Consider the following 20799-nt stretch of genomic DNA (forward strand, 5'->3'; position numbering starts at 1 on the left):
CAAGCTCCCCTTTTCCATATCCTGTGGCCTCACTCACGACTCGCCTTGATTTACGCGCTTCCTCTTTCTTTTTATGTAGAGAGTGCATATATGGGTTCATCTGCTGATTCCATATATAGAAAGCGCCACCTTGCCAGGGAGAATGGCACCATGTCGTTGCGCATTTTCTATCACCCCCTCTACTCCTCCCTGACGTTACCCGAACGCCATCGCTTTCCGCTGGCCAAGTATCAGGGGCTGTTTGAGCAGTTGCAGGCACGGGGTTACCCCCTTGGCGAAGCACCTGCGGCCACCCGGGAGCAAATCTGCCGCATTCACGATGCTGATTATGTCGCGGCGGCCCTGAGCGGCCAGCTTGAAGATCGCGCCATCCGCAAGATTGGTTTTCCCTGGTCACCCATGCTGATGGAGCGCACCTTGCGCTCGGTGGGTGCCACCATTGCCGCCAGCCGCTATGCAATTGAGCAGGGCTGCGGCTTGCAGATCTCCGGCGGCTATCACCACGCCCATCGGGATCACGGCAGCGGTTTTTGTCTGTTCAACGATCTGGTGATTGCCGCCCAGACCTGCCTCGACGAGGGGGGCTGTGAACAGGTACTCATCGTCGATCTCGATGTGCATCAGGGAGATGGCAGTGCGGCCTTGTGCACCGGGCGGCGCGATATCATCACCCTCTCCCTCCATGGGGAGCACAACTTTCCCCATCACAAAGCCGCCTCTCACCTCGACTTTCCATTGCCAAGCGGCATGACAGACGATGCTTACCTCACCACACTGCAACAGGCACTCTCACTGGCACTGCGGCTCTATTCGCCGGATCTCATCTTCTATCAGGCGGGCGTCGATGTGCATCATGCCGACGAGCTTGGTTATCTCTCCTTGAGCGATGAAGGGGTTCGCCTGCGCGATGCCATGGTATTTGACTGTGCAATCAAGCATGGGTTGCCTGTCGCCGCTGTGCCTGGTGGCGGCTATCGCCGCGACTGGCAACAGCTGATCCCGCTTCATATGTCGCTGTTTGAAATAGCGCGCCACCGTTTTGGCTGATGGCATGGCTTTATAGCGCGGACACCCCATCAGAAGTGGGCGGGCACTTCACCAGATAAAACAGAAGAGGCGACCCCTGGGGTCGCCTCTTCGTGTTTCGTCATCTGGGTCACACAAGCTCGCTCGTTGTCAGGCAAGCTCGGGACGCCTGAGGATAACTATTTCTGACGCTTGCGGGCGTACTTGCGACGGGCGCGGGCCTGACGCTCCTCTTCCCGCTCGGCCTTCTCTTTGGCTTTTTGCTCGGCTTCTGCGGCGGCTTCGACAATCTCGACGCTCACCATCTCCGGCGTCTCCAGCGAGATGCGGCCAAGCAAGCCGGAGCGGAACTCGTTGATCAGGATCTCGGACGCCTTGTGCAGGTCGGCCAGCCCCCCTTTGCGCATAAAGGCCCGCTGGCGGGCGATCATCTCCAGCAGCTCGATCTCGGTCTCGGGCAACTCGTCAATCTGGTAGCGCGCCTTGATCCGCTCCGGATAGGCCTTGATGAAGTAGTCAGCGGCGAACATGGCGATATCGGCATAGTCGAACACCGTGTCCTTGATGGCCGCGGTGATGGCCAGACGATAACCACAGGAGGGCGGGTTGAGCTTGGGCCAGAGGAAACCCGGGGTATCGGTCAGGATAACGTTGTTATCCAGCTTGATCCGCTGCTGGGACTTGGTCACCCCCGCCTCGTTGCCGGTACGGGCGATGATGCGCCCCGCCAGGGTATTGATCAGGGTGGACTTGCCCACGTTGGGGATCCCCATGATCATCGCCCGCACGCCGCGCAGCTCAAAATTGCGCTCCGGCAGCATCTCATGGCAGAGGGTCAGCAGTTGCTTGATCTTCTCCGGCTCTTGTTGTGTCAACGGCAGCGCCTTGATCCCCTTCTCTTTTTCCATGTGCGCCACCCACAGATCGGTGATCGCCGGATCGGCCAGGTCCGCCTTGTTCAGCACCTTGATCACCGGGGTATCACCACGCAGCTCGGGCACCAGCGGGTTTTCGCTGGAGAAGGGGATGCGGGCATCGAGCATCTCGATGATCACATCGACCTGGGGCATGACCTCGGCAATCTCTTTGCGGGCCTTGTGCATGTGACCGGGGAACCAGTTGATGGACATATCCGTTACTCTCTGTGGGGGCTGCGGGCGCGCGCATGAAACAACAGGCGCTCTGCCGCGGGCATCGAACGAAGGGGGCGCATTTTAACTGCTGCGGGCACATTTTGACAGGTCATTCTAGCCATCACTTCATCAAATCAGCAAACCGCCGAGGTGGAGCAACCTTGCCGGAAACGACCGGACCAACTGGCTCAATTGATAGATAACATATTGATGTAATGTAACATTTCTATCACTTTTTCACACAACCTTCACCGATAGTCAGTAAAAGTGTCATCTGCCCCCTCTAGGCTGCGCTCAGGTTTTACAAGGAGCGAACCCCAATGAGAAAAATGGCAGGACTTGCAGTGATGATCGGCGCCGCCCTGGCTGCCGGCTGCAAATCAGACAATGACACGGTGGCGACCAAGCCCGCAGCCCAACCCACCAACGTCATCTTCTTCCTCGGTGACGGCATGGGCCTCAACACCCTGACGGCCGCCCGCATCTACGGTGTCGGCGAAGAGGGTGATCTCACCATCGATACCCTGCCAGAGACGGCCTTTATCAAGACCTTCTCCCACGATGCCCAGGTCACTGACTCGGCCCCCTCCATGGCGGCCTACATGACCGGGGTCAAGAGCAACAACGGCGTCATCAGCATGGACGGCGACGCCACCTATGAGAGCGACTGCAGCAAGAGCGCCGGCAAGCCGGTGACTACCCTGCTGGAGCTGGCCAAAGCCGATGGCCGCGGTACCGGCGTGGTAACCAGTACCCGGGTGACCCACGCCACCCCGGCGGCTACCTATGCCCATATCTGCAACCGGGATCTGGAAGCGGATATCGCCGTCCAGCTGGTACCGGGCGGCAAAGGCTACAACAGCGCCCTCAAGGAGGGGCTGGATGTGGTGCTCGGTGGCGGCAGCAGTTTCTTCCTGCCCAAGGCCGACAAGGGCAAGCGGGAGGATGGCCGCAACCTCATCAGCGAAATGCAGGCCAAGGGCTACCAGTTTGCCAGCAATCTGGATGAGCTGAACAAGGCCGATGCGGGCAAGCCGCTGCTGGGACTGTTTGGTTCCAGTCACATGAAATATGACCTGGACCGCCCTGCCAGCGAGCCGTCACTGGCCCAGATGACCCTGGCCGCCATCAAGCAGCTCAAGGGCAAAGAGAAGGGTTACTTCCTGATGGTGGAAGGGGGCCGCATCGACCACGCACTGCACGACACCAACGCCAAGCGGGCGCTGCAGGACACCATCGCCTTCGACAACGCCATCAAGGCCGCCATCGACGAGGTGAAAAAGAGCGACCCCGAGCTGAAAAACACCCTGATCGTGGTCACCGCAGACCACGACCACACGCTAGTGCTCAACGGCTATGCCAAGCGCACCGGCAAGACCACCGCCGACAACCCCGGCGTACTTGGGCTGGTGAAGAACTACGAGACTGGCGAGCCAAGCAAGGATAGCGAGGGCATGCCCTACACCATCATAGGTTTTGGCAACGGCTACAACCGGGTGGATGGCCCGCGCAGCAGCGTCGCCCCGCTCGACGATGCCACTGTCTCCGCCAATGACTACCACCAGGAAGTGGTGGTCAAGGTAGGCGAAATCGGCAACGAGACCCACGGCGGCACCGATGTCTTCCTCGGCGCCATCGGCAAGGGGGCTGACAGCTTCCATGGCTCACTCGATAACACCGCCGTGTTCGGCAAGATCAAGGCTGCGGCCAAGCTGTAAGGAGCACTTTCATGAGCAAACAGATGAACACATCCATCAAGCACACGCTGGTCTGCGCCGCCCTGTTCAGTGCGCTGGGCGCAACCTCCCAGGCACAGGCGGGTGATGCCAAAAACGTCATTCTCTTTATCGGTGATGGCATGGGGCCTACCGTGCTCACCGCCACCCGCCTGTTCAAGGTGGGGGAAGAGGGCAATCTGGAGATGATGAAACTGCCGCGCAGTGCCCGCATCAAGACCTTCTCCAACGATGCCCAGACCACCGACTCGGCCCCCTCCATGGCGGCCTACACCACCGGGGTCAAGATGAACAACGAGGTGATCGCCATGAGCAGCGACACCAAAGCCGTCGCCCCCGGCAAAGACGTCAATGGCAACAAAACCGTCAACAATTGCAGCAGCGATAACGGCAAGCCCGTGCCCACCATTCTCGAACTGGCCAAGGCGGCAGGCAAATCGGTCGGGGCCGTCACCACCACCGAGCTGACCCACGCGACCCCGGCGGCCACCTACGCCCACATCTGCCATCGGGATGCCGCTTATGACATCGCTGCACAGGCCGTTCCGGGAGGCGCAGGTTTCAACCAGGCGCTGGGAGATGGGGTCGATGTGCTGATGGGCGGTGGTGCCAACCACTGGACTCCCTACAGCGCCAGCAACAAGGGCGGTCGCAATGACAACCGCGACCTGACCGCCGAGATGAAGGCGCAGGGGTACAGCTATGTCACCACCCAAAGTGAACTGGCCAAGCTCACCAGCGGCAAGGTGCTCGGTCTGTTCAGCAGCAAATCCCACTTGGACTACGAGCTGGATCGGGACGCCAAAGGGGCTGCCAATACCCAGCCTTCCCTCTCCGAAATGACCGCCAAGGCGATCGACCTGCTGAGCCAGAACAGCCAGGGTTACTTCCTGATGGTAGAGGGTGGCCGTATCGATCACGCCCTGCACGGCACCAATGCCAAGCGCTCGCTCACCGACGCAGTGGCTCTGGATGAGGCGGTCAAGACGGCGCTGGGTAAAGTGGACCTCAACAATACCCTGATCGTGGTCACCGCCGACCATGACCACACCATGACCATTAACGGCTACTCCGCCAAGGGCAATCCGGTGCTGGATCTGGTGAAAAATGGCGACGGCTCGACCCAGAACGACGTGGATGGCAAGCCCTTCACCACCCTGGTGTTCGGTAACGGCCCCAACCGCCCCGATGTGCGTTCCGTCCTCACCAGCGATCAGGTGATGGCTAATGAGTATCTGCAGGAGACCGGCGTCAAACTGACATCGGAAACCCACGGCGGCGGCGATGTGATGCTGTTTGCCGATGGCGCCGGCAGCAACCGCTTCAAGGGCACACTCGATAACACCAAGGTGTTTGGCAAACTGCGGGAGGCGCTCGGCCTGTAAGCAGCAGGGGCCAGGGTGCATCTGAGCAATTGACTCAGCGGCCCGGGCCCCGGCTCTTTCGAGCGACAGATGATGATGCGACTTTTGCTTTCGTTATGGCTGCTTGGCAGCACCTTCGCCTTCCCCCTGCATGCTGACGACACGCCCCCGGATCTCGCCGCCCGGATCAGCTATCACGACCGGAACACCGGCAGCGATGGCATCGCCAGAGAGAGTGTCTGGCAAGAGAAGTGGCTGCGCGTTGGCAATCAGGTGTGGAGCCAGCGGCTCATTCCCCTCCCCCTTGCCCGAGCCTATCACGCCACTCACGACGCCACGCCCGGTCACAAGCACTTTACCCACCAGATGGCGGCCCGCTGGGTGAGCCGCAGTGATGAGGGTGAACTTCAGCTGCGTTATGCCGACAGCTGGCACAACCAGCTGGTTGAGGTGCCGGTGGAAGAGTATGGCCAGGTGGCCTTCAAGCCCGACTGGCCGCAGATCCGCCATCTCGTCAACCCGGCGCTGATCGAGGGAATGACCCCGCTGGATGAGGCCGCTCCAGAGCAGGCCCGCTGGTATGAAAAACGCGAAGGGCAGCAACGAACCCGCATTCTCTGGTCGAGTCAGTGGCAGCTCCCGCTGGTGGTCGAATCGGCCAGTCTCGACGGCTATCGCAGCTACCGGATGGAGGTGACCCTGCGCAAGCTGCCTGCCCAGCTCCCCTGGCAGCAACTCGCTGATTACGAAATGCGCGATCTGCGGGATTTCTTCGACTGAGATCCCAACCTCTCAGCGGGCACAACGACAACGCAGGCAGGAATGTTACACTCTGCATATTCGACTCTGGCTCACGACCTTGATGCGCGCTCTCTGCCTGCCCTTTTTTGCCCTGCTGTTGTTGCTGGTGAACACCAGTGCCCAGGCTATTGTGCTGGTAGCGGCCGAGTTGCCCCCCTATGCCATCCGCTCCCAGCAGGGGGCACCAAGCGGCATGGCCATCGAAATCATGGAAGAGGCCGCCCGACGCCTCAAAGAACCGCTCACTATCGAGTTGATGCCACTGGCTCGGGCTCTTACCCAAGCTATTCACCGCAAGGATGTGCTGCTGATCCCGCCGGTACGTAGCTCCCGACGGGAACACCTCTACTACTGGATCACACCGCTACTGGAGGATGACTTCGTCATCGTTAGCGATCGTCGCTTTCGTCCCGCACCACTGAAAGTAACGGACCTCCCTCCGCTGCAGACCGGCACTCTGCGTTACTCCTTCGGCCAGCATCTACTCAGACAGCGGCTCCAGCTTGAGAGTGACACCGTAGCCACCGAAGAGCTCAATGCCCAGAAGTTGCATCGGGGCCGCATCGATGCCTGGGTCGGCGCATGGAATGCCATTCTCTACAACCAGCAGCTTGCCGGACTCTCAACCGAGCGGCTGATGAGAGGAGAAACCCTGATGCGCACCCAGTTTTATCTGGCTGCCCACAAGGATTTCCCCTTCAAACAGGCGCAGCGCTGGCAAGCCGTGATAGACGAGATGCGCCGTGATGGCTCGCTCACGCGGATCATCCGCCAGTACAATTATCAGGCTCCTGAGTAGTCACTCAATCGCGGTTGCCAAGACTGACCAGAATGGTTATGGTAGGCCTATGAAAATACTCGCTATTTCTTCGCATTTGCTCACACCCTGGTGAGCCCCCGCCTCGCTCCCTCGGCCGCGAGTCGTTTGGGGGCATGGCATTTTCTATCGATTGAACCTGTTGAATCCATTTTTGTAACACCCAGTGTAATGGCCAACCTGCGCCCGCCGGTCTGGGCCTATCCGCTTTTGATAAGGAATATCTTATGAAACAACCTCATCTGGTTATCTCCAGCCTTGATCTGGACCGAATCGAACAACTGCTCGGCAACCACCCGCAGCATCTGGCCCTGCAAGAGGAGCTGGACCGCGCCGAGATCCGTGAACCGGCCGACATGCCGCCGGACGTGGTCACCATGAACAGCAAGGTACGCTTCAAGATGCAGAGCAGCGGCAACGAGTTCTGCCTCACCCTGGTCTACCCGCGCGATGCCAAGGGCGACGAGAGCAACATCTCGGTACTGGCGCCGGTGGGCAGCGCCCTGCTCGGTCTGAAAGTGGGCGACAGCATCGCTTGGCCGGGCCCGGCCGGTCGCACCATCGAGGTCGAAATTCTGGAAGTGGTCTATCAGCCGGAGCGCGCCGGCGAGCTGCACCGCTGAGTCCCCCGGGCTGGTCATCCCCCTGTTGATCAGCCCGCTTGCTCGCCCTTGCCAGCTGATCCCGATCAAGCTTTACACACCTTGCCCCCCGGTTTTTAGCCCCTTTTCCTGCTGCTGCTTGAGCCTGACTCGGGGGGCAGGTATCTTGTTGGCCGCGTCATGGTCATGACGCACCGAATTTCAGGCTGACATCATGATAAAAATTGCCCTCATCGACGATCACCAGATCGTCCGATCCGGTTTTGCCCAACTGCTCAATCTGGAGCCCGACCTGCAGGTGGTCGCCGAATTCGGCTCCGCCAGCGACGCCCTTGCCGGCCTGCCCGGCAGCGGGGCGCGGGTCTGCGTCTGCGACATCTCGATGCCCGACCAGTCGGGGCTGGAGCTGCTCAAGCAGCTCCCCTCCGGCTTGGCCGTGGTGATGCTCTCGGTTCACGACAGCCCGGCCCTCATCGAGCAGGCCTTGCAAACCGGCGCCAAGGGGTTTCTCTCCAAACGCTGCAGTCCGGACGAGCTGATCGCCGCGGTGCGTACCGCCGCCCAGGGGGGGTGTTATCTGACGCCGGACATCGCCCAGAAACTGGCCAGCAGCAGCCGGGATCCCCTCACCAATCGGGAGCGGGAGATTGCCCAGTTGCTGGCACAGGGGCTGGAGGTGAAGGCCATTGCCGAGCAGCTTGGACTCTCCCCCAAGACGGTTCACGTCCATCGCGCCAACCTGATGGACAAGCTCAAGGTCAGCAACAACGTCGAGCTGGCCCACCGCATGCTGGATAGCTGGTGATCTCCCGTTTTGCCAGCTATGTCGCCATCGCGCTGGCGGCCTGCTTCATCTTTGCCGCCGGCTGGTTTTGCCTGTGGAGCATCAGCCTGCATCTGGCGGGCGGCCCGGCACTGGCGGTGCTGCTGTTCCCCTTCGGCCTGCGTCTCGGCCTGCTGTTGCAAAGTCCCGGTCGCTACTGGCTGCCGCTGCTGCTCTGTGAAGGGGGGCTGCTCTACTGGATCAATCTGGAGGTTGGGCTGCCCCACTGGCAGTGGTTGCTGACCGGCAGCCTGCTCACCCTGCTCCCCCTGCTGATTGCCCGCCGCCAGCCGGTGCGCAACGACTGGCAGCAACTGCTGTTGCTGCTCGCCACCGTCTCGGTGGCAGCCCTGCTGCAATCCCTGCTCTGGCATCTGGCGGGAGAAGATGGCCTCTCGGCCCTGCTGCTCACCCTCACCGGCGGGCTCACCCTCACCTCCACCTGCATGCTGATCTGGCACTACCTTACCCGCGCCACCTGGGTGCCGCTGGGGCCTGCACTGGTGGATCAGCCGGTAGACTGGCGCTTTCGCCATCTGGTCTGGTATCTGCTGTTATTCGTGCTGAGCCTATGGCTTCAGCTGGGACTGCCCAACTCGCTGGTGCGCTTTACCCCGTTTTGTCTGGCCATCCCTATCATCGCCATGGCGTGGCGCTACGGCTGGCAGGGGGCGCTGCTCGCCACCCTGATGAACACCATCGCCCTGCTGGCGAGCCAGGCCTGGCACGATCACCCCCTCGATCTGCTGCTCTCCCTGCTGGCCCAGAGCCTTACCGGCTTGCTGCTGGGTGCAGGCATCCAGCGCCAGCGCGAGCTCAATCAGGCACTGACCCGCCAGCTTGCCCACAATCGCCAGCTCACCGAGCGGCTGCTGGAGACCGAGGAGAGCATCCGCAAGGAGGTGGCGCGCGAACTGCACGACGACATCGGCCAGACCATCACAGCCATTCGTACCCAAGCCGGGATCGTTCGCCGCCTCGCCCCCGACAATGCGGGGGTGGGCCAGAGCAGCGCCCTGATCGATACCCTCTCCCTTGGCATCTACGACGCGGTGCGCGGTCTGCTCGGTCGCCTGCGCCCGCGCCAGCTCGACGACATGACCCTGGAGCAAGCGGTACGGGCACTGCTCAGAGAGCTGGAGCTGGAGCGCCACGGCATCGTCACCCGGCTGGAGTGGCAATTGGCGGACAGCGATCTCTCCGATGCCCAGCGGGTCACCCTGTTTCGGGTCTGTCAGGAGGGTCTTAACAACGTGGTCAAGCATGCCAACGCCCACTCGGTGACAATCCGGGCGCGCCACGCTGAAGAACAGCTGCAGCTGGTGCTGGAGGATGATGGTCGCGGCCTGCCGCAAAGCCGCGCGGCGCAGGGCTATGGTCTGCTCGGTATTCGCGAGCGGGTGCAGGCGTTGGGAGGCACCTTGCAGCTCTCCTGCGTCCACGGCACCCAGTTGACGGTCAATCTCCCCAGCCGCAAACGGGAGGAGAACCATGAGTAACCTCGCCCTTCGTCAGGGAGAAGCCCCATGCTGAGCTTTATGAGAAGCGCACCGGCGCAGCCGCAGATCCGCGAGCAGGCCGAGATCGACGCCACCTATCGTCACTGGCGGTTGCATCTGCTGCTCACCATGTATCTGGGCTATGCGGTCTTCTACTTCACCCGCAAGAGTTTCAACTTCGCCATGCCGGACATGCTGGCGAGCGGCATGCTGGACAAGTCAGACATCGGCATGCTCTGGACCCTGTTCTACATTACCTACGGCTGCTCCAAGTTCTTCTCCGGCATCATCAGCGACCGCGCCAATCCGCGCTACTTCATGGGGATCGGGCTGATGGCCACCGGCGTCATCAATATCCTGTTCGGCCTCTCGTCCGCTCTCTGGATGTTTGCCGCCCTCTGGGTGGCCAACGCCTTCTTTCAGGGCTGGGGTTGGCCCCCCTGCTCCAAGCTGCTCACCAGCTGGTATTCGCGCAGTGAGCGGGGTGTCTGGTGGTCGGCCTGGAACACAGCCCACAACGCCGGCGGGGCGCTCATCCCCCTTATCGTCAGCACCCTGGCCCTGCAACACGGCTGGCGCTACGGCATGATAGTGCCCGGCCTTATCGCCATTGCGGCCGGTCTGCTGCTCTGCTGGCGGTTGCGGGATACCCCGGCCGCCATGGGGTTGCCGTCGGTGGGCGAGTGGCGCAAGGATGCGATGGAGCTGGCCCAGCAGACTCAGGATGCGGGGTTCTCCCATCGCCAGCTCCTGCGCAAGTATGTGCTCGGCAACCCCTATATCTGGCTGCTGGCCTGCTGTTACGTGCTGGTCTATGTGGTGCGCACCGCCATCAACGACTGGGGCAACCTCTACATGACCGAGCAGCGCGGCTTCAATCTGATGAGCGCCAACTCGGCCATCTCCATGTTCGAGGTGGGGGGCTTTATCGGTGCCCTGGTGGCGGGCTGGGGATCGGACAAGCTGTTCAACGGCAACCGTGGCCCGATGAACCTCATCTTTGCGGTGGGGATCCTGCTGGCGGTGGGATCGCTCTGGCTGATGCCCTTCTTCAGCTACGTGATGCAGGCGGCCTGCTTCTTCACCATCGGCTTTTTCGTGTTTGGCCCCCAGATGCTGATCGGCATGGCGGCGGCGGAGTGCTCCCACAAAAACTCGGCGGGAGCGGCTACCGGCTTTGTCGGCCTGTTTGCCTACATGGGGGCGGCGCTGTCAGGCTATCCGCTGGCCAAGGTGATGGAGATCTGGCACTGGAACGGCTTCTTCGTGGTGATCTCGGTGGCGGCTGGCGTCTCGGCCCTGCTGCTGCTCCCCTTCCTCAAGGCGCAGGCACCACGCCCCCAACCTGCAGACACGATGTGATACCGGACTGAGCGGGAGTTACGCCTCCCGGCCAGCCTGACAGACCCGATTCTTGCCCTGCCGCTTGGCGCAATAGAGCGCATGGTCGGCCTGAGTGAACAGAGGATCAAAGTGCCACTCCCCGTGCCAGTGGGAGAGCCCCATGCTGACCGTGATGGAGAGGCCGCCCATGTTGCGGTTCGCGACCGCCTCCAGCAATCCCTCGCAGCGCTGCAGCGCCAGCACACCGGGCTGCGAGAAGAGCAGCACAAACTCCTCGCCACCGAAACGGCTGCACACCAAATCGGGCTGGCTACCCAGATAGGCGCCGAGCTCGGCCAGCACCCGATCACCTACCTCGTGGCCATGCTGGTCATTAATCTGCTTGAAATCGTCGATATCGAGCACGGCCAGCGCGCCGCCGTCACCCAACTTCTGCTGCTTCAGCTGATCCATAAAGCCACGCCGGTTGAGCAGGCCGGTGAGAGGGTCGTGACTCGCCTGCTGGTGCAGCGCCAGCGCCCGGTATTGGGTACAGAGCAGCAGCACCCCGAAGGTGGAGAGATAGCTCCCCATCAGCATGGAGAGGAAGGGCAGCACATTGACTCCGCTCTTATCCATCAGCATCTGCACGTTGTCCTGCCACAGGAACCAGAGCCGCATCAGGTAGAAGGCGTAGAGCAGGATATTGACCACGGTAAAGACCATCACCGCCGGCAAATAGTCGGGGTAGCCGTGACGCCAGACCAGATAGACGATCACCGCCCCCAGCACCATGTAGCTCAGGCAGGCCAGCATCACCCGGGACTCCATCCCCCCCTTCACGATGCACCAGCTCAGGATCACCAGATAGACCAGCATGAATAGCACACCGGCACGCCAGTTCGGGGGTTGGCCGAAAAAGCGCTGCAGCGCCAGCGGCATCAGCGCGATGCAGAGCGTGATCAGGGTGTTGGCCAGCCAGATGCCGGATGGGCTGGGGAAAAATGCCTGCAACGAGAAGAGCGTCTGGGCCACCAGCGCACAGAGTGCAGACCACCACCAGTAACCGATACCGGGGATCTCCCTGTGGGTAGACCAGATGATGGAGAGGGTGATAAAGCCAAGACTGTAGCCACCCAGCGCCATCAGCATCAGGGTAAAAACGTCCAGTTTCAGCAGCAGTGAGAGCGCCATACAAGAACCAGTTTCAGAAGGTAACTGAGTATATGAGAAGCGTTTGCCAAGACCCAGAGGGGACTGACTGTTTTCACAATAAAAACATATTGTTTACTACACCTTGATCTGCTTGCCCTGTTGGGATCGCACCAGCACAGGAGCTAAAACAGCCAGAGTACAAAACAAGTCACAAGCGAACCCCATCATATGTAACAAAAGGTATTGAACACAATTTGGGCTTGAACCGGCCACGTTAGATAGATATGTTGTTTTCGTGTGATTTTATGAGTGAAGCGGTGAGTAAAAAGCGCCTCTAACCTATTGAGTATTCTGACACAATTGGTTTTTGGTACATTTTTCGCTCAATTTCGATTCATAGCATCCCATATGGGGCTTTCCCCCGACCCAAGACATTCATCCTGTCTTGCCTGTTGCCGGATGCAGCAGTCTCTTGTGCCACGGAGTCGCACGGGATCAGGTTCAAGGCCGAACACAACATCGACAGAGACGTCACCCATGATCAAAAAACTGATTCTTTCTACCCTGCTCTTCTGCGGGCTGGCGACCGCCGCCCCCGCCACTACCCCCACCTCAACCCTGGATGCCGTGCTGGAGCGCGGTGTGCTGCGGGTTGGCTTCGACGCCGGCTATCAACCTTTCGAGATGACCAACAAACAGGGCCAGTACATCGGCTTTGACGTCGATCTCGCCAAGATGGTCGCCAAGGAGATGGGCGTGAAGGTCGAGTTCGTCAACACCGCGTGGGACGGCATCATTCCCGCGCTCCTGACCAACAAGTTCGACGTCATCATGGGCGGCATGACCGTCACTCCGCAGCGCAACCTGCGGGTCAACTTTGCCGATCCCTACATCGTGGTCGGCCAAACCATAGTGGTGCGCAAAGACAAGGCTGCCGAGATCAAATCCTTCACCGACCTCAACGACCCGAAATACAAGATTGCGGTCAAGCTCGGCACTACCGGCGAGCAAGCGGTCAAGCGCCTCATCCCGAAAGCCACCCTGCTGCAGTTTGAAACCCAGGATGACGCCAAGCTGGAAGTGATCAACGGCAAGGTCGATGCCTTCGTCTACGACCTGCCCTACAACGCCATCTTCGCCTCCCAGAACAAGGGCGCCGTGGTACACCTCGACAAGCCGTTCACCTTCGAACCGCTGGCCTGGGCCATCCGCAAAGGAGATCAGGACACCCTCAACTGGTTCAACAACTACCTGCGCCAAATCAAGGGCGATGGCAGCTACGACCGCCTCTACAAGAAGTGGTTCGAATCCAACGCCTGGCTGAGTCAGCTCAAATAACCTCAAAAGGGGGCGCCTTGCCGCCCCCTCTCGCAACACCCCACACAATAACGAGAAGAGGTTGTGACTGTGCACACACCCAAACCGACAAGACAGATGGAAAAACAGCCCAACCCGCTGCTCTGGCACGGCGTCTTTTTGCTGATGCTGCTGGTGGCCGTGTTTGGCATCTACAAGGCGGTGCAATCCGTTGACTACACCTGGCGTTGGGAACGCATTCCCCAATACATCGCCTATCAGGCGGAGCAGAAGAATCTCGCCGAATTTGACGGCACCGTGATGGCGGGCACCAGCGAGGCCGAGAAGGGCAAGCTGTTCCTGCAAGACGATCTCGACCCCAATGTGCGGCAAGCCATTGCCAGTACCGGCGTACAAGTCGCCGAAGGGGATACCGTTTTTCGTGGCGATACCCTCGACACCCAACTGAGCTGGACTGCAGGCCCCATTGCCTGGGGCGTCTGGGTCACCGTCAAACTCTCGCTGGTGGCGGGCATCTTCGCCATCCTGCTCGGAACCCTGGCCGGGCTGGCGCGTCTCTCCCCCAATCCGGCCCTGCGCAATCTGGCGGTCACCTACGTTGAGCTCATCCGCGGCACGCCGCTGCTGGTGCAGATCTTCATCGTCTACTTCTTTATCGGCACCGTGCTGAACCTCGACCGCTTCACCGCCGGGGTCGCCGCGCTGGCGGTCTTTACCGGTGCCTATGTGGCGGAGATCGTCCGCGCCGGTATCAGCTCCATCCACAAGGGGCAGATGGAGGCGGGTCGCAGCCTGGGTATGACCTCGGCCCAGACCATGCGCTATATCATCCTGCCGCAGGCGTTCAAGCGGGTACTGCCACCGCTGGCAGGCCAATTCATCAACCTGATCAAGGACTCCTCGCTGGTCTCGGTCATCTCCATCACCGATCTGACCAAGGCCGGTCGCGAGGTAGTCAGCTCCACCTTCAGTCCGTTCGAGGTATGGTTTACCGTCGCCTTGCTCTATCTGGTGCTGACCGGCACCCTCTCTTTCTTGGTACGCCGTCTCGAGGTGAAATATGCACGCAGCAACTGATCCCATCATCAAGGTGCCACAGGCATCGAGAAGTGCAGCCATCACCGCCCCCCTCTTCGCCTTCCCGGTTCGTTTTCTGGAGGTGAAATATGCACGCAGTAACTGATCCCATCATCAAGGTGCAACGGGCGTCGAGAAGTGCAGCCATCACCGGCACCCCCTTCGCCTTCCCGGTTCGTTTTCTGGAGGCGAAATATGCGCGCAGCAACTGATCCCATCATCAAAGCGACCGGTGTCGAGAAGTTTTACGGCAGCGAAGTGCATGCCCTGAAAAATGTCAGCACCCAGGTCGCCGAAGGGGAAGTGGTGGTGATTGTCGGCCCCAGCGGCTCGGGCAAATCCACCTTCCTGCGCACCCTCAACCAGCTGGAGACCATCAACGACGGCAATATCGTGGTCGATGGCATCAGCCTGACCGAGCCGGGCGATGTCAACAAGCTGCGGGAAGAGGTGGGCATGGTGTTCCAGTCCTTCAACCTCTTCCCCCACCTGACGGTGCTGGACAACATCTGTCTCGCCCCTCAGAAGGTGCGGGGGCTATCGCGCAAAGAGGCCGAAGATCGCGCCAAAGCCCTGCTATTGAAAGTAGGGCTATCCAACAAGGCCAAGAGCTACCCCTCCCAGCTCTCCGGCGGTCAGCAACAGCGGGTGGCCATCGCCCGCGCACTCGCCATGCAGCCGCGCATCATGCTGTTTGACGAGCCCACCAGTGCGCTGGACCCCGAAATGGTGGGGGAAGTGCTGGATGTGATGAAGGGGCTGGCTCGCGAGGGGATGACCATGGTGGTGGTGACCCACGAGATGGGCTTTGCCCGCGAAGTGGCGGATCGGGTGCTCTTTATGGAGAGTGGCGAACTGGTGGTAGATGAAAAACCGGCCGATTTCTTCGACAATCCCCCCTCCCCGCGTCTGCGCCAGTTCCTGAGTCAGGTGCTGTAGCCAACACGCTCTGCTGGATAAACGAAGAGGGACCGCAAGGTCTCTCTTCTTGTGTGTCACGCTGAGCAGGCTTAACCCAGCTGAACCCGAGTGCCCCTCTCATCGGCTCAGCGCGGGGACTTTCCCAGATAGCGCTCCACGATCACTTTCACCCCGTCACGTTTCTTGAGCTGATAGAGCTCCTTGTCAAACTGATCGATAAAGGCCTGTTTGTAGGGATACTCCCCCTTGCGGCTGTAGCCGAGAAACCCCTGCTCCTTGCTGAGCACCGGCCCCTGTTTGAGCAGGGACATATCGGCCACCGCCAGCTGATCGGCCTTTATCATGTTGAGCAACTCATAGAGCAGGGAGAGGCGATCATTGATGGTGCAATCGACCCGGCCGCGGACAATCTTGAGCAAGTTCTCCCGATTGCTTTTCACCTCCTCCACGTCGATCTGCTTCTCTTTTACCGCCTGCCAAAAGGCATCACCGCCGACGGCAAAACCGGCGTTCATGCCAAAGCGCAAACCGTGATAGTCGAGCGGAAACCTGGCCTGCGGAGTATTGGCCGCCACACTGGCGCCGCACATCACCACCAGCTCTTCATCCAGCATCGGCTGGGAGTAGGGCCACATCCAGGGGCGACTGTCGGGCTGGTAGTAAGGCGGAAAGATGGCGAAGGCGCTGCCCTGCTCCACCATGCTCAGACCGCGCCGCCACGGCATCGGCTTGAGCACCACCTCATAGTCAGGCATGGCAGAGGTCACCTCGCGGATAATATCGGCATAGATCCCCCTGACCTCCTCCCCCTCCTGCCAGGAGTAGGGGGGATAGTTGGCATCGGCCAAAATTTCAACACGGGTTTTGGCCTGGGCCATCATGCACAACCCCAGCAACAAGCAACACCAGACGCGCATAAGCCAGCACCTCCTGAAAAAGCCTGTATCAAGCATAGCCATCCGCCGCACCTTCCTCTGCTGCCGCACCATGTTTCATGCCATCTCTTCGTTGGCAGAAAAATGTTAATGAAATATTAAAGCCATCCTTTATGCTGGAGAGCAATTGCTCTGAATGGATGGCCGCATATGGATGTGCAACTGCTTCTGCTCTACCTCTCCCCGGTTTTTCTGGCCTTTATCGGCTGGGAGATGCTCTACCTGCGCAAACATTGCGCGGCCTTTCCAACCGCCACCTACCAGTGGCGGGATCTGTTCGCCAACGCCGCCCTGGCCCTGATGCACCAAGGGGGCGATGCGCTGGCGGCCATCGCCATTGCTTATCTGTATGACACCCTATGGGGCTGGCGGCTGTTCGATATCGAGCTCACCTTCTGGAGCGTATTGCTGCTCTTCCTGTTGCAGGATCTCTGTTACTGGCTGTTCCACTTCACCAGCCACCATGTGCGCTGGCTGTGGGCTTCCCACGTGGTACATCACAGCTCGGAGCGGCTCAACCTCTCCACCGCCTTTCGCCAGAGCCTGATGTATCCCATCTCCGGCATGTGGCTGTTCTGGATCCCGATGATTGTCATCGGCTTCCCGCCCGAGGCGGTGGTCGCCACTGTGCTGCTGAGTCTGGGCTTCCAGTTCTTCGTCCACACCCAGGTAGTGGGCAAACTCGGCCGGCTGGAGTGGATCTTCAACACCCCCTCCCACCACAGGGTGCATCACGCCAGCAACTCCAAGTACATAGACCGCAACTTTGCCGGGGTGCTGATCATCTGGGATCGGCTGTTCGGCACCTTTGTGGAAGAAGACCCGGCCGAGCCGTGCCGCTTCGGCATCACCAAGCCGATCCACAGCTTCAATCCCCTCACCCTCACCTTCCACGAGTGGCGCGACATGCTGCGCGACGCCCGTGGCCTGCCTTGGCGACAAAAACTCGCGGTGCTGTTTGGCAAACCGGCCGGACCTGCCAGCCGCTAAGCCTTCTCCCCAGGTCACAACTCCCGGATAGCAAGCCCCTGATAACCAGTCCCTGATAACAAGAGAGCGCCACAGTGGCGCTCTCTTATGGTCAGTCACATCTTCGATGTCAGAGATGGGCGAACGACCAGACGGCGGGGATCAGGCTCAGCAAGGTCACTCCAGCCAACAGCCGTTCACGGCCGCTCAGACAAAGATCTGTGCCCAGCTGACGACGGCTGTAGAGAAACAGCAGCAGACCCGGCCCGTAGAGCAGCAAGGAGAGCAGCAGATACTCCACCCCGGCAGCATAGAGCAGCCAGAAGCCGTAACCGCTCGACACCAGTGCCACCGCCCGCATCAGACCGCGGCCCTGCCCGCCCTCACCCTTCTTGCTGAACGAGAGCTTGAGCAAGAACAGGCCGATCAGCAGGTAGGGCACCAGGATCATCGAGGTGGAGATAAGCAGCAGGCTGGTGTAGCCCTTGCCGAGCAACCACACCAGCAGCAGGCAAGTCTGCACCGTCAAGCTGGTGAGCCAGAGCGATGCGATGGGTGTGCCGTTGCGGTTCTGGCGCCGGAAGATGGCGGGAAACGCGCCGTGGCGGGCCGCGCTGAACGGCACCTCGGCCGAGAAGAGGGTCCAGCTCACGTAGGAGGCAAGCACCGAGACGATCAGGCCGACGCTGATGAGCAGTTTGCCCCAGGAGCCGGTCATCTGGGCCATCAGCCCTGCCATGGAGGGGTTGGGCAGCGCTGCGAGCTCGGGTCGGCTCAATATTCCGAGCGCCAGCACCGAGATAAGCACATAGAGCAGCAGCGCCAATAGCACCCCAAGCACAGTGGCCGTGCCCACATCCCGCCGGTTTCTGGCGCGGGCCGACAACACCGCGGCCCCCTCGATACCGGTGAAGACCCAGAGAGTGATCAGCATGGTATTGCGCACCTGCTCGGAAACCGGCACCGCCAGGCTACTACCCTGCTGATCCGCCACGAAGGTGACCGGATCGAACCAGTAGCAGGCAAACAGAATAAACAGCAGCAGCGGCAGGCTCTTGGCCAGGGTCGCCACCAGATTGAACAGCGCCGCCTGCTGCACACCACGGGCCACCAGCAGATGCACCGCCCAGAGGATGCAGGACTCGCCGACAAACGCCGCCAGAGTGTTGCCGTCACCAAACCAGATCTGCTCCGGGGTATCGACAAAGCTGCCCAGCGCCGCAAAGGCGATCACCAGATAACCCACCACGCCGATGGTGGCGCAGAGCCAGTAGCCCCAGGCGGAGAAAAAGCCCACCAGATCGCCAAAACCGGCGCGGGCGTAGCTGTAGATGCCGCCGTCGAGATCCGGCCTTAACCGCGACAGATAGAGAAAACTCATGGCGAGCGCAAGGATGCCCACCCCCGTCACACCCCAGCCGATCAGTACAGCGCGCGCTCCCGCCACCTCGGCCATGTTCTGGGGCAGGCTAAAAATTCCCGCCCCCACCATGGAGCTGAACACCAGCGCGGTGAGTGACCAAAGCCCAATCTTGCTCTCTTTCATGGAAGCTCCTTAGCGCAACCGGCGGCTCAGCGCCTGAATATGCTCGGGGCCGATACCGCAGCAACCGCCGATCAAGTTCGCCCCGGCTGCGCGCCAGCGCTCGGCCCAGCCGAGATAATCCAGCGGCCCCAGATCGGCACGGATCTCGTCCAACCCATCGTTGGCGGTGGCCTCTTTGGGCTGCGGCGGGAAGGCGTTGGCATAGGCACCGAGGCGAATGTCTGCGCGGCCCAGCGCCTGCAATCGGGTGCGGGCAACCTCGAGAGCCCCCTCGATCACCTCGGGCTGACAGCAGTTGAACAGGATGGCATCGACTCCAGCCGCCACCAGCGCGGTCACCGCATCGGCGACTCGCTCGCCGGAGCGCAGTCGCGGCTCGTTGCCCGGCGCCTCATCTTCCAGCGTGAAGGAGACCCAGAACGGCTTGCCGTCATCAGGCAGCAGCGCTTTCAGGGCCAGTGGCTCGGCAATCAGGCTCATGGTCTCGGCCAGCCAGATATCCACATAAGGGGATAGCGCCCGGATAAGCGGCGTCGCCAGCTCGCTCACCCTGTCCGCCTTGAACAGGTCGGCACGGTAGGAGCCAAACAACGGTGGCAGAGAACCCGCCACCTGCACGGCCCCCTTCTGCGCGTCAGCCACCTCACGGGCCAGTTGACCAGCCAGCGCTGCCAGCCCCTCCCCGTCGGCAAAGAAACGCTCATCGCCGATATGAAACGGCACCAGCGCATAGCTGTTGGTGGTGATGACCCGGGCTCCGCTCGCTACATAGGCCTGATGCACGTCACGCACCGTCTCTGGCGCCTCCATCAAGGCCAACGCCGACCACTCGGGTTGACGAAACGGTGCTCCCCGCCGTGCCAACTCGCGCCCCATGCCCCCATCCAGCACCCACAATTCCCTGGTTTCCATCTGTCGTGTCTCTTTGTTTTATGCGTTGTTTATTTGCGTATTTATCTGTTTGTTTTGTTGATCTGCGGTTTAACATCGAATCGCTGCAGATCGTCCCGCTTCATCCTGGGAAGCCATTTAACCTTGCAGCCATAAAAACATATGGATGTTTAGATGTCCAAAACAAGATAAAACAAAGTGCCACGGGCGGCAATCAGTATCAGCAGAAATCAGCGTGCAAACGGCGAGGCAAACGCAGAAATGCAAGAGGCCACCCGAAGGTGGCCTCATCACAATCTTGATCCGCTGGTAACTTAACGCCCGGCCAGCACTCGCTTAATCTGTTTGACCCAGTCGGAGACCCGACCCTGCTGCGGCAAACCGCGCCAGATCTGCTCCCACTGGGCAGGGCTGAGCGGACGACCGAGGCGACGCTGCACACCCGCATAGAGGTAGTCATGGGCCGTGGTGGCCGCATGCTCGGAGGTGAGGAATTTGGAGACCGGATCGGTCAACCGCACATCCCGCATGCCGAGCAGCGGATAGTCGTTGTGCACCGCCGCCAGCATGGTCTCGCGCATGGCGGACTCGATGTAACCACGGGCAAACAGGGCGGTCACCGACTCCAGCGAGCCCTGATCCGGGCCGTGGTACTGCTCATCAAAGACCGGGCTCGGCTCGGCCATGCCACTTTGTACCACCGCATCGGGATCCGGCTGCGGCACGACCACGGCAGGCTTGGGGGTTACCGGCTTGGCTGCCACTGTGGCTTTGCGCGGCGCACTCTGACTACAGGCACCCAGTGCCAGGGCGAGCGCGACACAGGCCAGCGCACGGGAATGAGACTGCATCTTCATGACTCTT

At 60.7% G+C, this 20799-nt stretch carries 21 protein-coding genes; 15 read left to right on the plus strand and 6 right to left on the minus strand.

The window, feature by feature from the left end:
- Window positions 1-150: 150 nt before the first annotated feature.
- Window positions 151-1047 (plus strand): histone deacetylase, encoded by an 897-nt coding sequence (locus I6L35_RS19135; RefSeq protein WP_216979050.1) that lies wholly within the window; start codon window positions 151-153, stop codon window positions 1045-1047.
- Between the two features lie 158 nt (window positions 1048-1205).
- Here the strand turns inward: I6L35_RS19135 and ylqF are convergent, their stop codons facing one another.
- Window positions 1206-2156, minus strand: a complete 951-nt coding sequence (ylqF, locus tag I6L35_RS19140; protein ID WP_005334061.1) for a ribosome biogenesis GTPase YlqF — start codon at window positions 2154-2156, stop codon at window positions 1206-1208.
- A gap of 323 nt (window positions 2157-2479) precedes the next feature.
- Between ylqF and I6L35_RS19145 the strand changes: the two genes are divergently transcribed.
- The 8 genes from I6L35_RS19145 (at window position 2480) to I6L35_RS19180 (ending at window position 11163) form a co-directional block, all read left to right on the plus strand.
- The gene (locus I6L35_RS19145; RefSeq protein WP_005334065.1) at window positions 2480-3877 is read left to right on the plus strand and encodes an alkaline phosphatase; all 1398 of its coding nucleotides are present in this window, start codon (window positions 2480-2482) and stop codon (window positions 3875-3877) included.
- Between the two features lie 11 nt (window positions 3878-3888).
- Complete coding sequence (locus I6L35_RS19150; protein WP_216979051.1) at window positions 3889-5280, plus strand: alkaline phosphatase; 1392 nt, start codon at window positions 3889-3891, stop codon at window positions 5278-5280.
- A 72-nt stretch (window positions 5281-5352) separates the two neighbouring features.
- A complete protein-coding gene (locus tag I6L35_RS19155; RefSeq protein WP_216980325.1) occupies window positions 5353-6039 on the plus strand; it encodes a hypothetical protein in 687 nt (228 codons plus the stop codon).
- Between the two features lie 82 nt (window positions 6040-6121).
- Window positions 6122-6859: an ABC transporter substrate-binding protein gene (locus I6L35_RS19160; RefSeq protein ID WP_216979052.1), complete on the plus strand. Its 738-nt coding sequence runs from the start codon at window positions 6122-6124 to the stop codon at window positions 6857-6859.
- Between the two features lie 245 nt (window positions 6860-7104).
- Window positions 7105-7500: a nucleoside diphosphate kinase regulator gene (gene rnk / locus I6L35_RS19165; RefSeq protein WP_005334070.1), complete on the plus strand. Its 396-nt coding sequence runs from the start codon at window positions 7105-7107 to the stop codon at window positions 7498-7500.
- 193 nt (window positions 7501-7693) lie between these two features.
- Complete coding sequence (gene uhpA, locus I6L35_RS19170) at window positions 7694-8284, plus strand: transcriptional regulator UhpA (protein WP_021231026.1); 591 nt, start codon at window positions 7694-7696, stop codon at window positions 8282-8284.
- A complete protein-coding gene (gene uhpB, locus I6L35_RS19175) occupies window positions 8281-9801 on the plus strand; it encodes a signal transduction histidine-protein kinase/phosphatase UhpB (protein WP_216979053.1) in 1521 nt (506 codons plus the stop codon). Before uhpA ends, uhpB begins: the two co-directional genes overlap by 4 nt.
- Before the next feature lie 27 nt (window positions 9802-9828).
- The gene (locus I6L35_RS19180) at window positions 9829-11163 is read left to right on the plus strand and encodes an MFS transporter (protein WP_216979054.1); all 1335 of its coding nucleotides are present in this window, start codon (window positions 9829-9831) and stop codon (window positions 11161-11163) included.
- An 18-nt stretch (window positions 11164-11181) separates the two neighbouring features.
- Here the strand turns inward: I6L35_RS19180 and I6L35_RS19185 are convergent, their stop codons facing one another.
- The gene (locus I6L35_RS19185) at window positions 11182-12318 is read right to left on the minus strand and encodes a GGDEF domain-containing protein (protein ID WP_139393996.1); all 1137 of its coding nucleotides are present in this window, start codon (window positions 12316-12318) and stop codon (window positions 11182-11184) included.
- Between the two features lie 498 nt (window positions 12319-12816).
- Between I6L35_RS19185 and I6L35_RS19190 the strand changes: the two genes are divergently transcribed.
- From I6L35_RS19190 to I6L35_RS19200, 5 genes are all read left to right on the plus strand, one after another.
- Window positions 12817-13617 (plus strand): transporter substrate-binding domain-containing protein, encoded by an 801-nt coding sequence (locus I6L35_RS19190; protein WP_041209881.1) that lies wholly within the window; start codon window positions 12817-12819, stop codon window positions 13615-13617.
- A 96-nt stretch (window positions 13618-13713) separates the two neighbouring features.
- Window positions 13714-14673 carry an amino acid ABC transporter permease gene (locus tag I6L35_RS19195; protein ID WP_216979055.1) on the plus strand — a complete coding sequence of 320 codons (960 nt, stop codon included), beginning with the start codon at window positions 13714-13716 and terminating at the stop codon, window positions 14671-14673.
- The gene (locus tag I6L35_RS21275) at window positions 14657-14779 is read left to right on the plus strand and encodes a hypothetical protein (protein WP_265328643.1); all 123 of its coding nucleotides are present in this window, start codon (window positions 14657-14659) and stop codon (window positions 14777-14779) included. Before I6L35_RS19195 ends, I6L35_RS21275 begins: the two co-directional genes overlap by 17 nt.
- A complete protein-coding gene (locus I6L35_RS21280; RefSeq protein WP_265177235.1) occupies window positions 14763-14885 on the plus strand; it encodes a hypothetical protein in 123 nt (40 codons plus the stop codon). Before I6L35_RS21275 ends, I6L35_RS21280 begins: the two co-directional genes overlap by 17 nt.
- Window positions 14869-15612 (plus strand): amino acid ABC transporter ATP-binding protein, encoded by a 744-nt coding sequence (locus tag I6L35_RS19200; RefSeq protein WP_254204499.1) that lies wholly within the window; start codon window positions 14869-14871, stop codon window positions 15610-15612. The genes I6L35_RS21280 and I6L35_RS19200 overlap by 17 nt, the downstream gene beginning before the upstream one ends.
- 107 nt (window positions 15613-15719) lie before the next feature.
- Here I6L35_RS19200 and I6L35_RS19205 read toward each other — a convergent pair whose 3' ends face one another.
- A complete protein-coding gene (locus tag I6L35_RS19205; RefSeq protein ID WP_216979056.1) occupies window positions 15720-16511 on the minus strand; it encodes an ABC transporter substrate-binding protein in 792 nt (263 codons plus the stop codon).
- Window positions 16512-16679: 168 nt separating this feature from the next.
- Here I6L35_RS19205 and I6L35_RS19210 point away from each other — a divergent pair, with 168 nt between their 5' ends.
- Window positions 16680-17519 carry a sterol desaturase family protein gene (locus tag I6L35_RS19210; RefSeq protein ID WP_216979057.1) on the plus strand — a complete coding sequence of 280 codons (840 nt, stop codon included), beginning with the start codon at window positions 16680-16682 and terminating at the stop codon, window positions 17517-17519.
- 109 nt (window positions 17520-17628) lie between these two features.
- On the opposite strand, the gene I6L35_RS19215 is transcribed toward I6L35_RS19210, so the two are convergent.
- The 3 genes from I6L35_RS19215 to I6L35_RS19225 form a co-directional block, all read right to left on the minus strand.
- Window positions 17629-19044 carry a basic amino acid/polyamine antiporter gene (locus I6L35_RS19215; RefSeq protein WP_216979058.1) on the minus strand — a complete coding sequence of 472 codons (1416 nt, stop codon included), beginning with the start codon at window positions 19042-19044 and terminating at the stop codon, window positions 17629-17631.
- A gap of 9 nt (window positions 19045-19053) precedes the next feature.
- Complete coding sequence (locus tag I6L35_RS19220) at window positions 19054-19956, minus strand: homocysteine S-methyltransferase family protein (protein WP_088869413.1); 903 nt, start codon at window positions 19954-19956, stop codon at window positions 19054-19056.
- 293 nt (window positions 19957-20249) lie between these two features.
- Window positions 20250-20792 carry a hypothetical protein gene (locus I6L35_RS19225; protein ID WP_041202118.1) on the minus strand — a complete coding sequence of 181 codons (543 nt, stop codon included), beginning with the start codon at window positions 20790-20792 and terminating at the stop codon, window positions 20250-20252.
- Window positions 20793-20799 lie beyond the last annotated feature (7 nt).

It is taken from the genome of Aeromonas sp. FDAARGOS 1405, assembly GCF_019048265.1.
GTDB lineage: Bacteria > Pseudomonadota > Gammaproteobacteria > Enterobacterales > Aeromonadaceae > Aeromonas > Aeromonas veronii_A.

What these genes read in the sequence shown, in the direction of transcription:
- I6L35_RS19210 (WP_216979057.1), top strand. Translation starts at nt 16,680, where the DNA reads ATGGATGTGCAACTGCTTCTGCTCTACCTCTCCCCGGTTTTTCTGGCC.
- ylqF (WP_005334061.1), bottom strand. Translation starts at nt 2,156, where the DNA reads ATGTCCATCAACTGGTTCCCCGGTCACATGCACAAGGCCCGCAAAGAG.
- I6L35_RS19225 (WP_041202118.1), bottom strand. Translation starts at nt 20,792, where the DNA reads ATGAAGATGCAGTCTCATTCCCGTGCGCTGGCCTGTGTCGCGCTCGCC.
- I6L35_RS21280 (WP_265177235.1), top strand. Translation starts at nt 14,763, where the DNA reads ATGCACGCAGTAACTGATCCCATCATCAAGGTGCAACGGGCGTCGAGA.
- I6L35_RS19215 (WP_216979058.1), bottom strand. Translation starts at nt 19,044, where the DNA reads ATGAAAGAGAGCAAGATTGGGCTTTGGTCACTCACCGCGCTGGTGTTC.
- I6L35_RS21275 (WP_265328643.1), top strand. Translation starts at nt 14,657, where the DNA reads ATGCACGCAGCAACTGATCCCATCATCAAGGTGCCACAGGCATCGAGA.
- I6L35_RS19220 (WP_088869413.1), bottom strand. Translation starts at nt 19,956, where the DNA reads ATGGAAACCAGGGAATTGTGGGTGCTGGATGGGGGCATGGGGCGCGAG.
- I6L35_RS19145 (WP_005334065.1), top strand. Translation starts at nt 2,480, where the DNA reads ATGAGAAAAATGGCAGGACTTGCAGTGATGATCGGCGCCGCCCTGGCT.
- I6L35_RS19195 (WP_216979055.1), top strand. Translation starts at nt 13,714, where the DNA reads ATGGAAAAACAGCCCAACCCGCTGCTCTGGCACGGCGTCTTTTTGCTG.
- I6L35_RS19155 (WP_216980325.1), top strand. Translation starts at nt 5,353, where the DNA reads ATGATGCGACTTTTGCTTTCGTTATGGCTGCTTGGCAGCACCTTCGCC.
- I6L35_RS19135 (WP_216979050.1), top strand. Translation starts at nt 151, where the DNA reads ATGTCGTTGCGCATTTTCTATCACCCCCTCTACTCCTCCCTGACGTTA.
- uhpA (WP_021231026.1), top strand. Translation starts at nt 7,694, where the DNA reads ATGATAAAAATTGCCCTCATCGACGATCACCAGATCGTCCGATCCGGT.
- I6L35_RS19180 (WP_216979054.1), top strand. Translation starts at nt 9,829, where the DNA reads ATGCTGAGCTTTATGAGAAGCGCACCGGCGCAGCCGCAGATCCGCGAG.
- I6L35_RS19190 (WP_041209881.1), top strand. Translation starts at nt 12,817, where the DNA reads ATGATCAAAAAACTGATTCTTTCTACCCTGCTCTTCTGCGGGCTGGCG.
- I6L35_RS19200 (WP_254204499.1), top strand. Translation starts at nt 14,869, where the DNA reads ATGCGCGCAGCAACTGATCCCATCATCAAAGCGACCGGTGTCGAGAAG.
- I6L35_RS19205 (WP_216979056.1), bottom strand. Translation starts at nt 16,511, where the DNA reads ATGCGCGTCTGGTGTTGCTTGTTGCTGGGGTTGTGCATGATGGCCCAG.
- I6L35_RS19150 (WP_216979051.1), top strand. Translation starts at nt 3,889, where the DNA reads ATGAGCAAACAGATGAACACATCCATCAAGCACACGCTGGTCTGCGCC.
- rnk (WP_005334070.1), top strand. Translation starts at nt 7,105, where the DNA reads ATGAAACAACCTCATCTGGTTATCTCCAGCCTTGATCTGGACCGAATC.
- I6L35_RS19160 (WP_216979052.1), top strand. Translation starts at nt 6,122, where the DNA reads ATGCGCGCTCTCTGCCTGCCCTTTTTTGCCCTGCTGTTGTTGCTGGTG.
- I6L35_RS19185 (WP_139393996.1), bottom strand. Translation starts at nt 12,318, where the DNA reads ATGGCGCTCTCACTGCTGCTGAAACTGGACGTTTTTACCCTGATGCTG.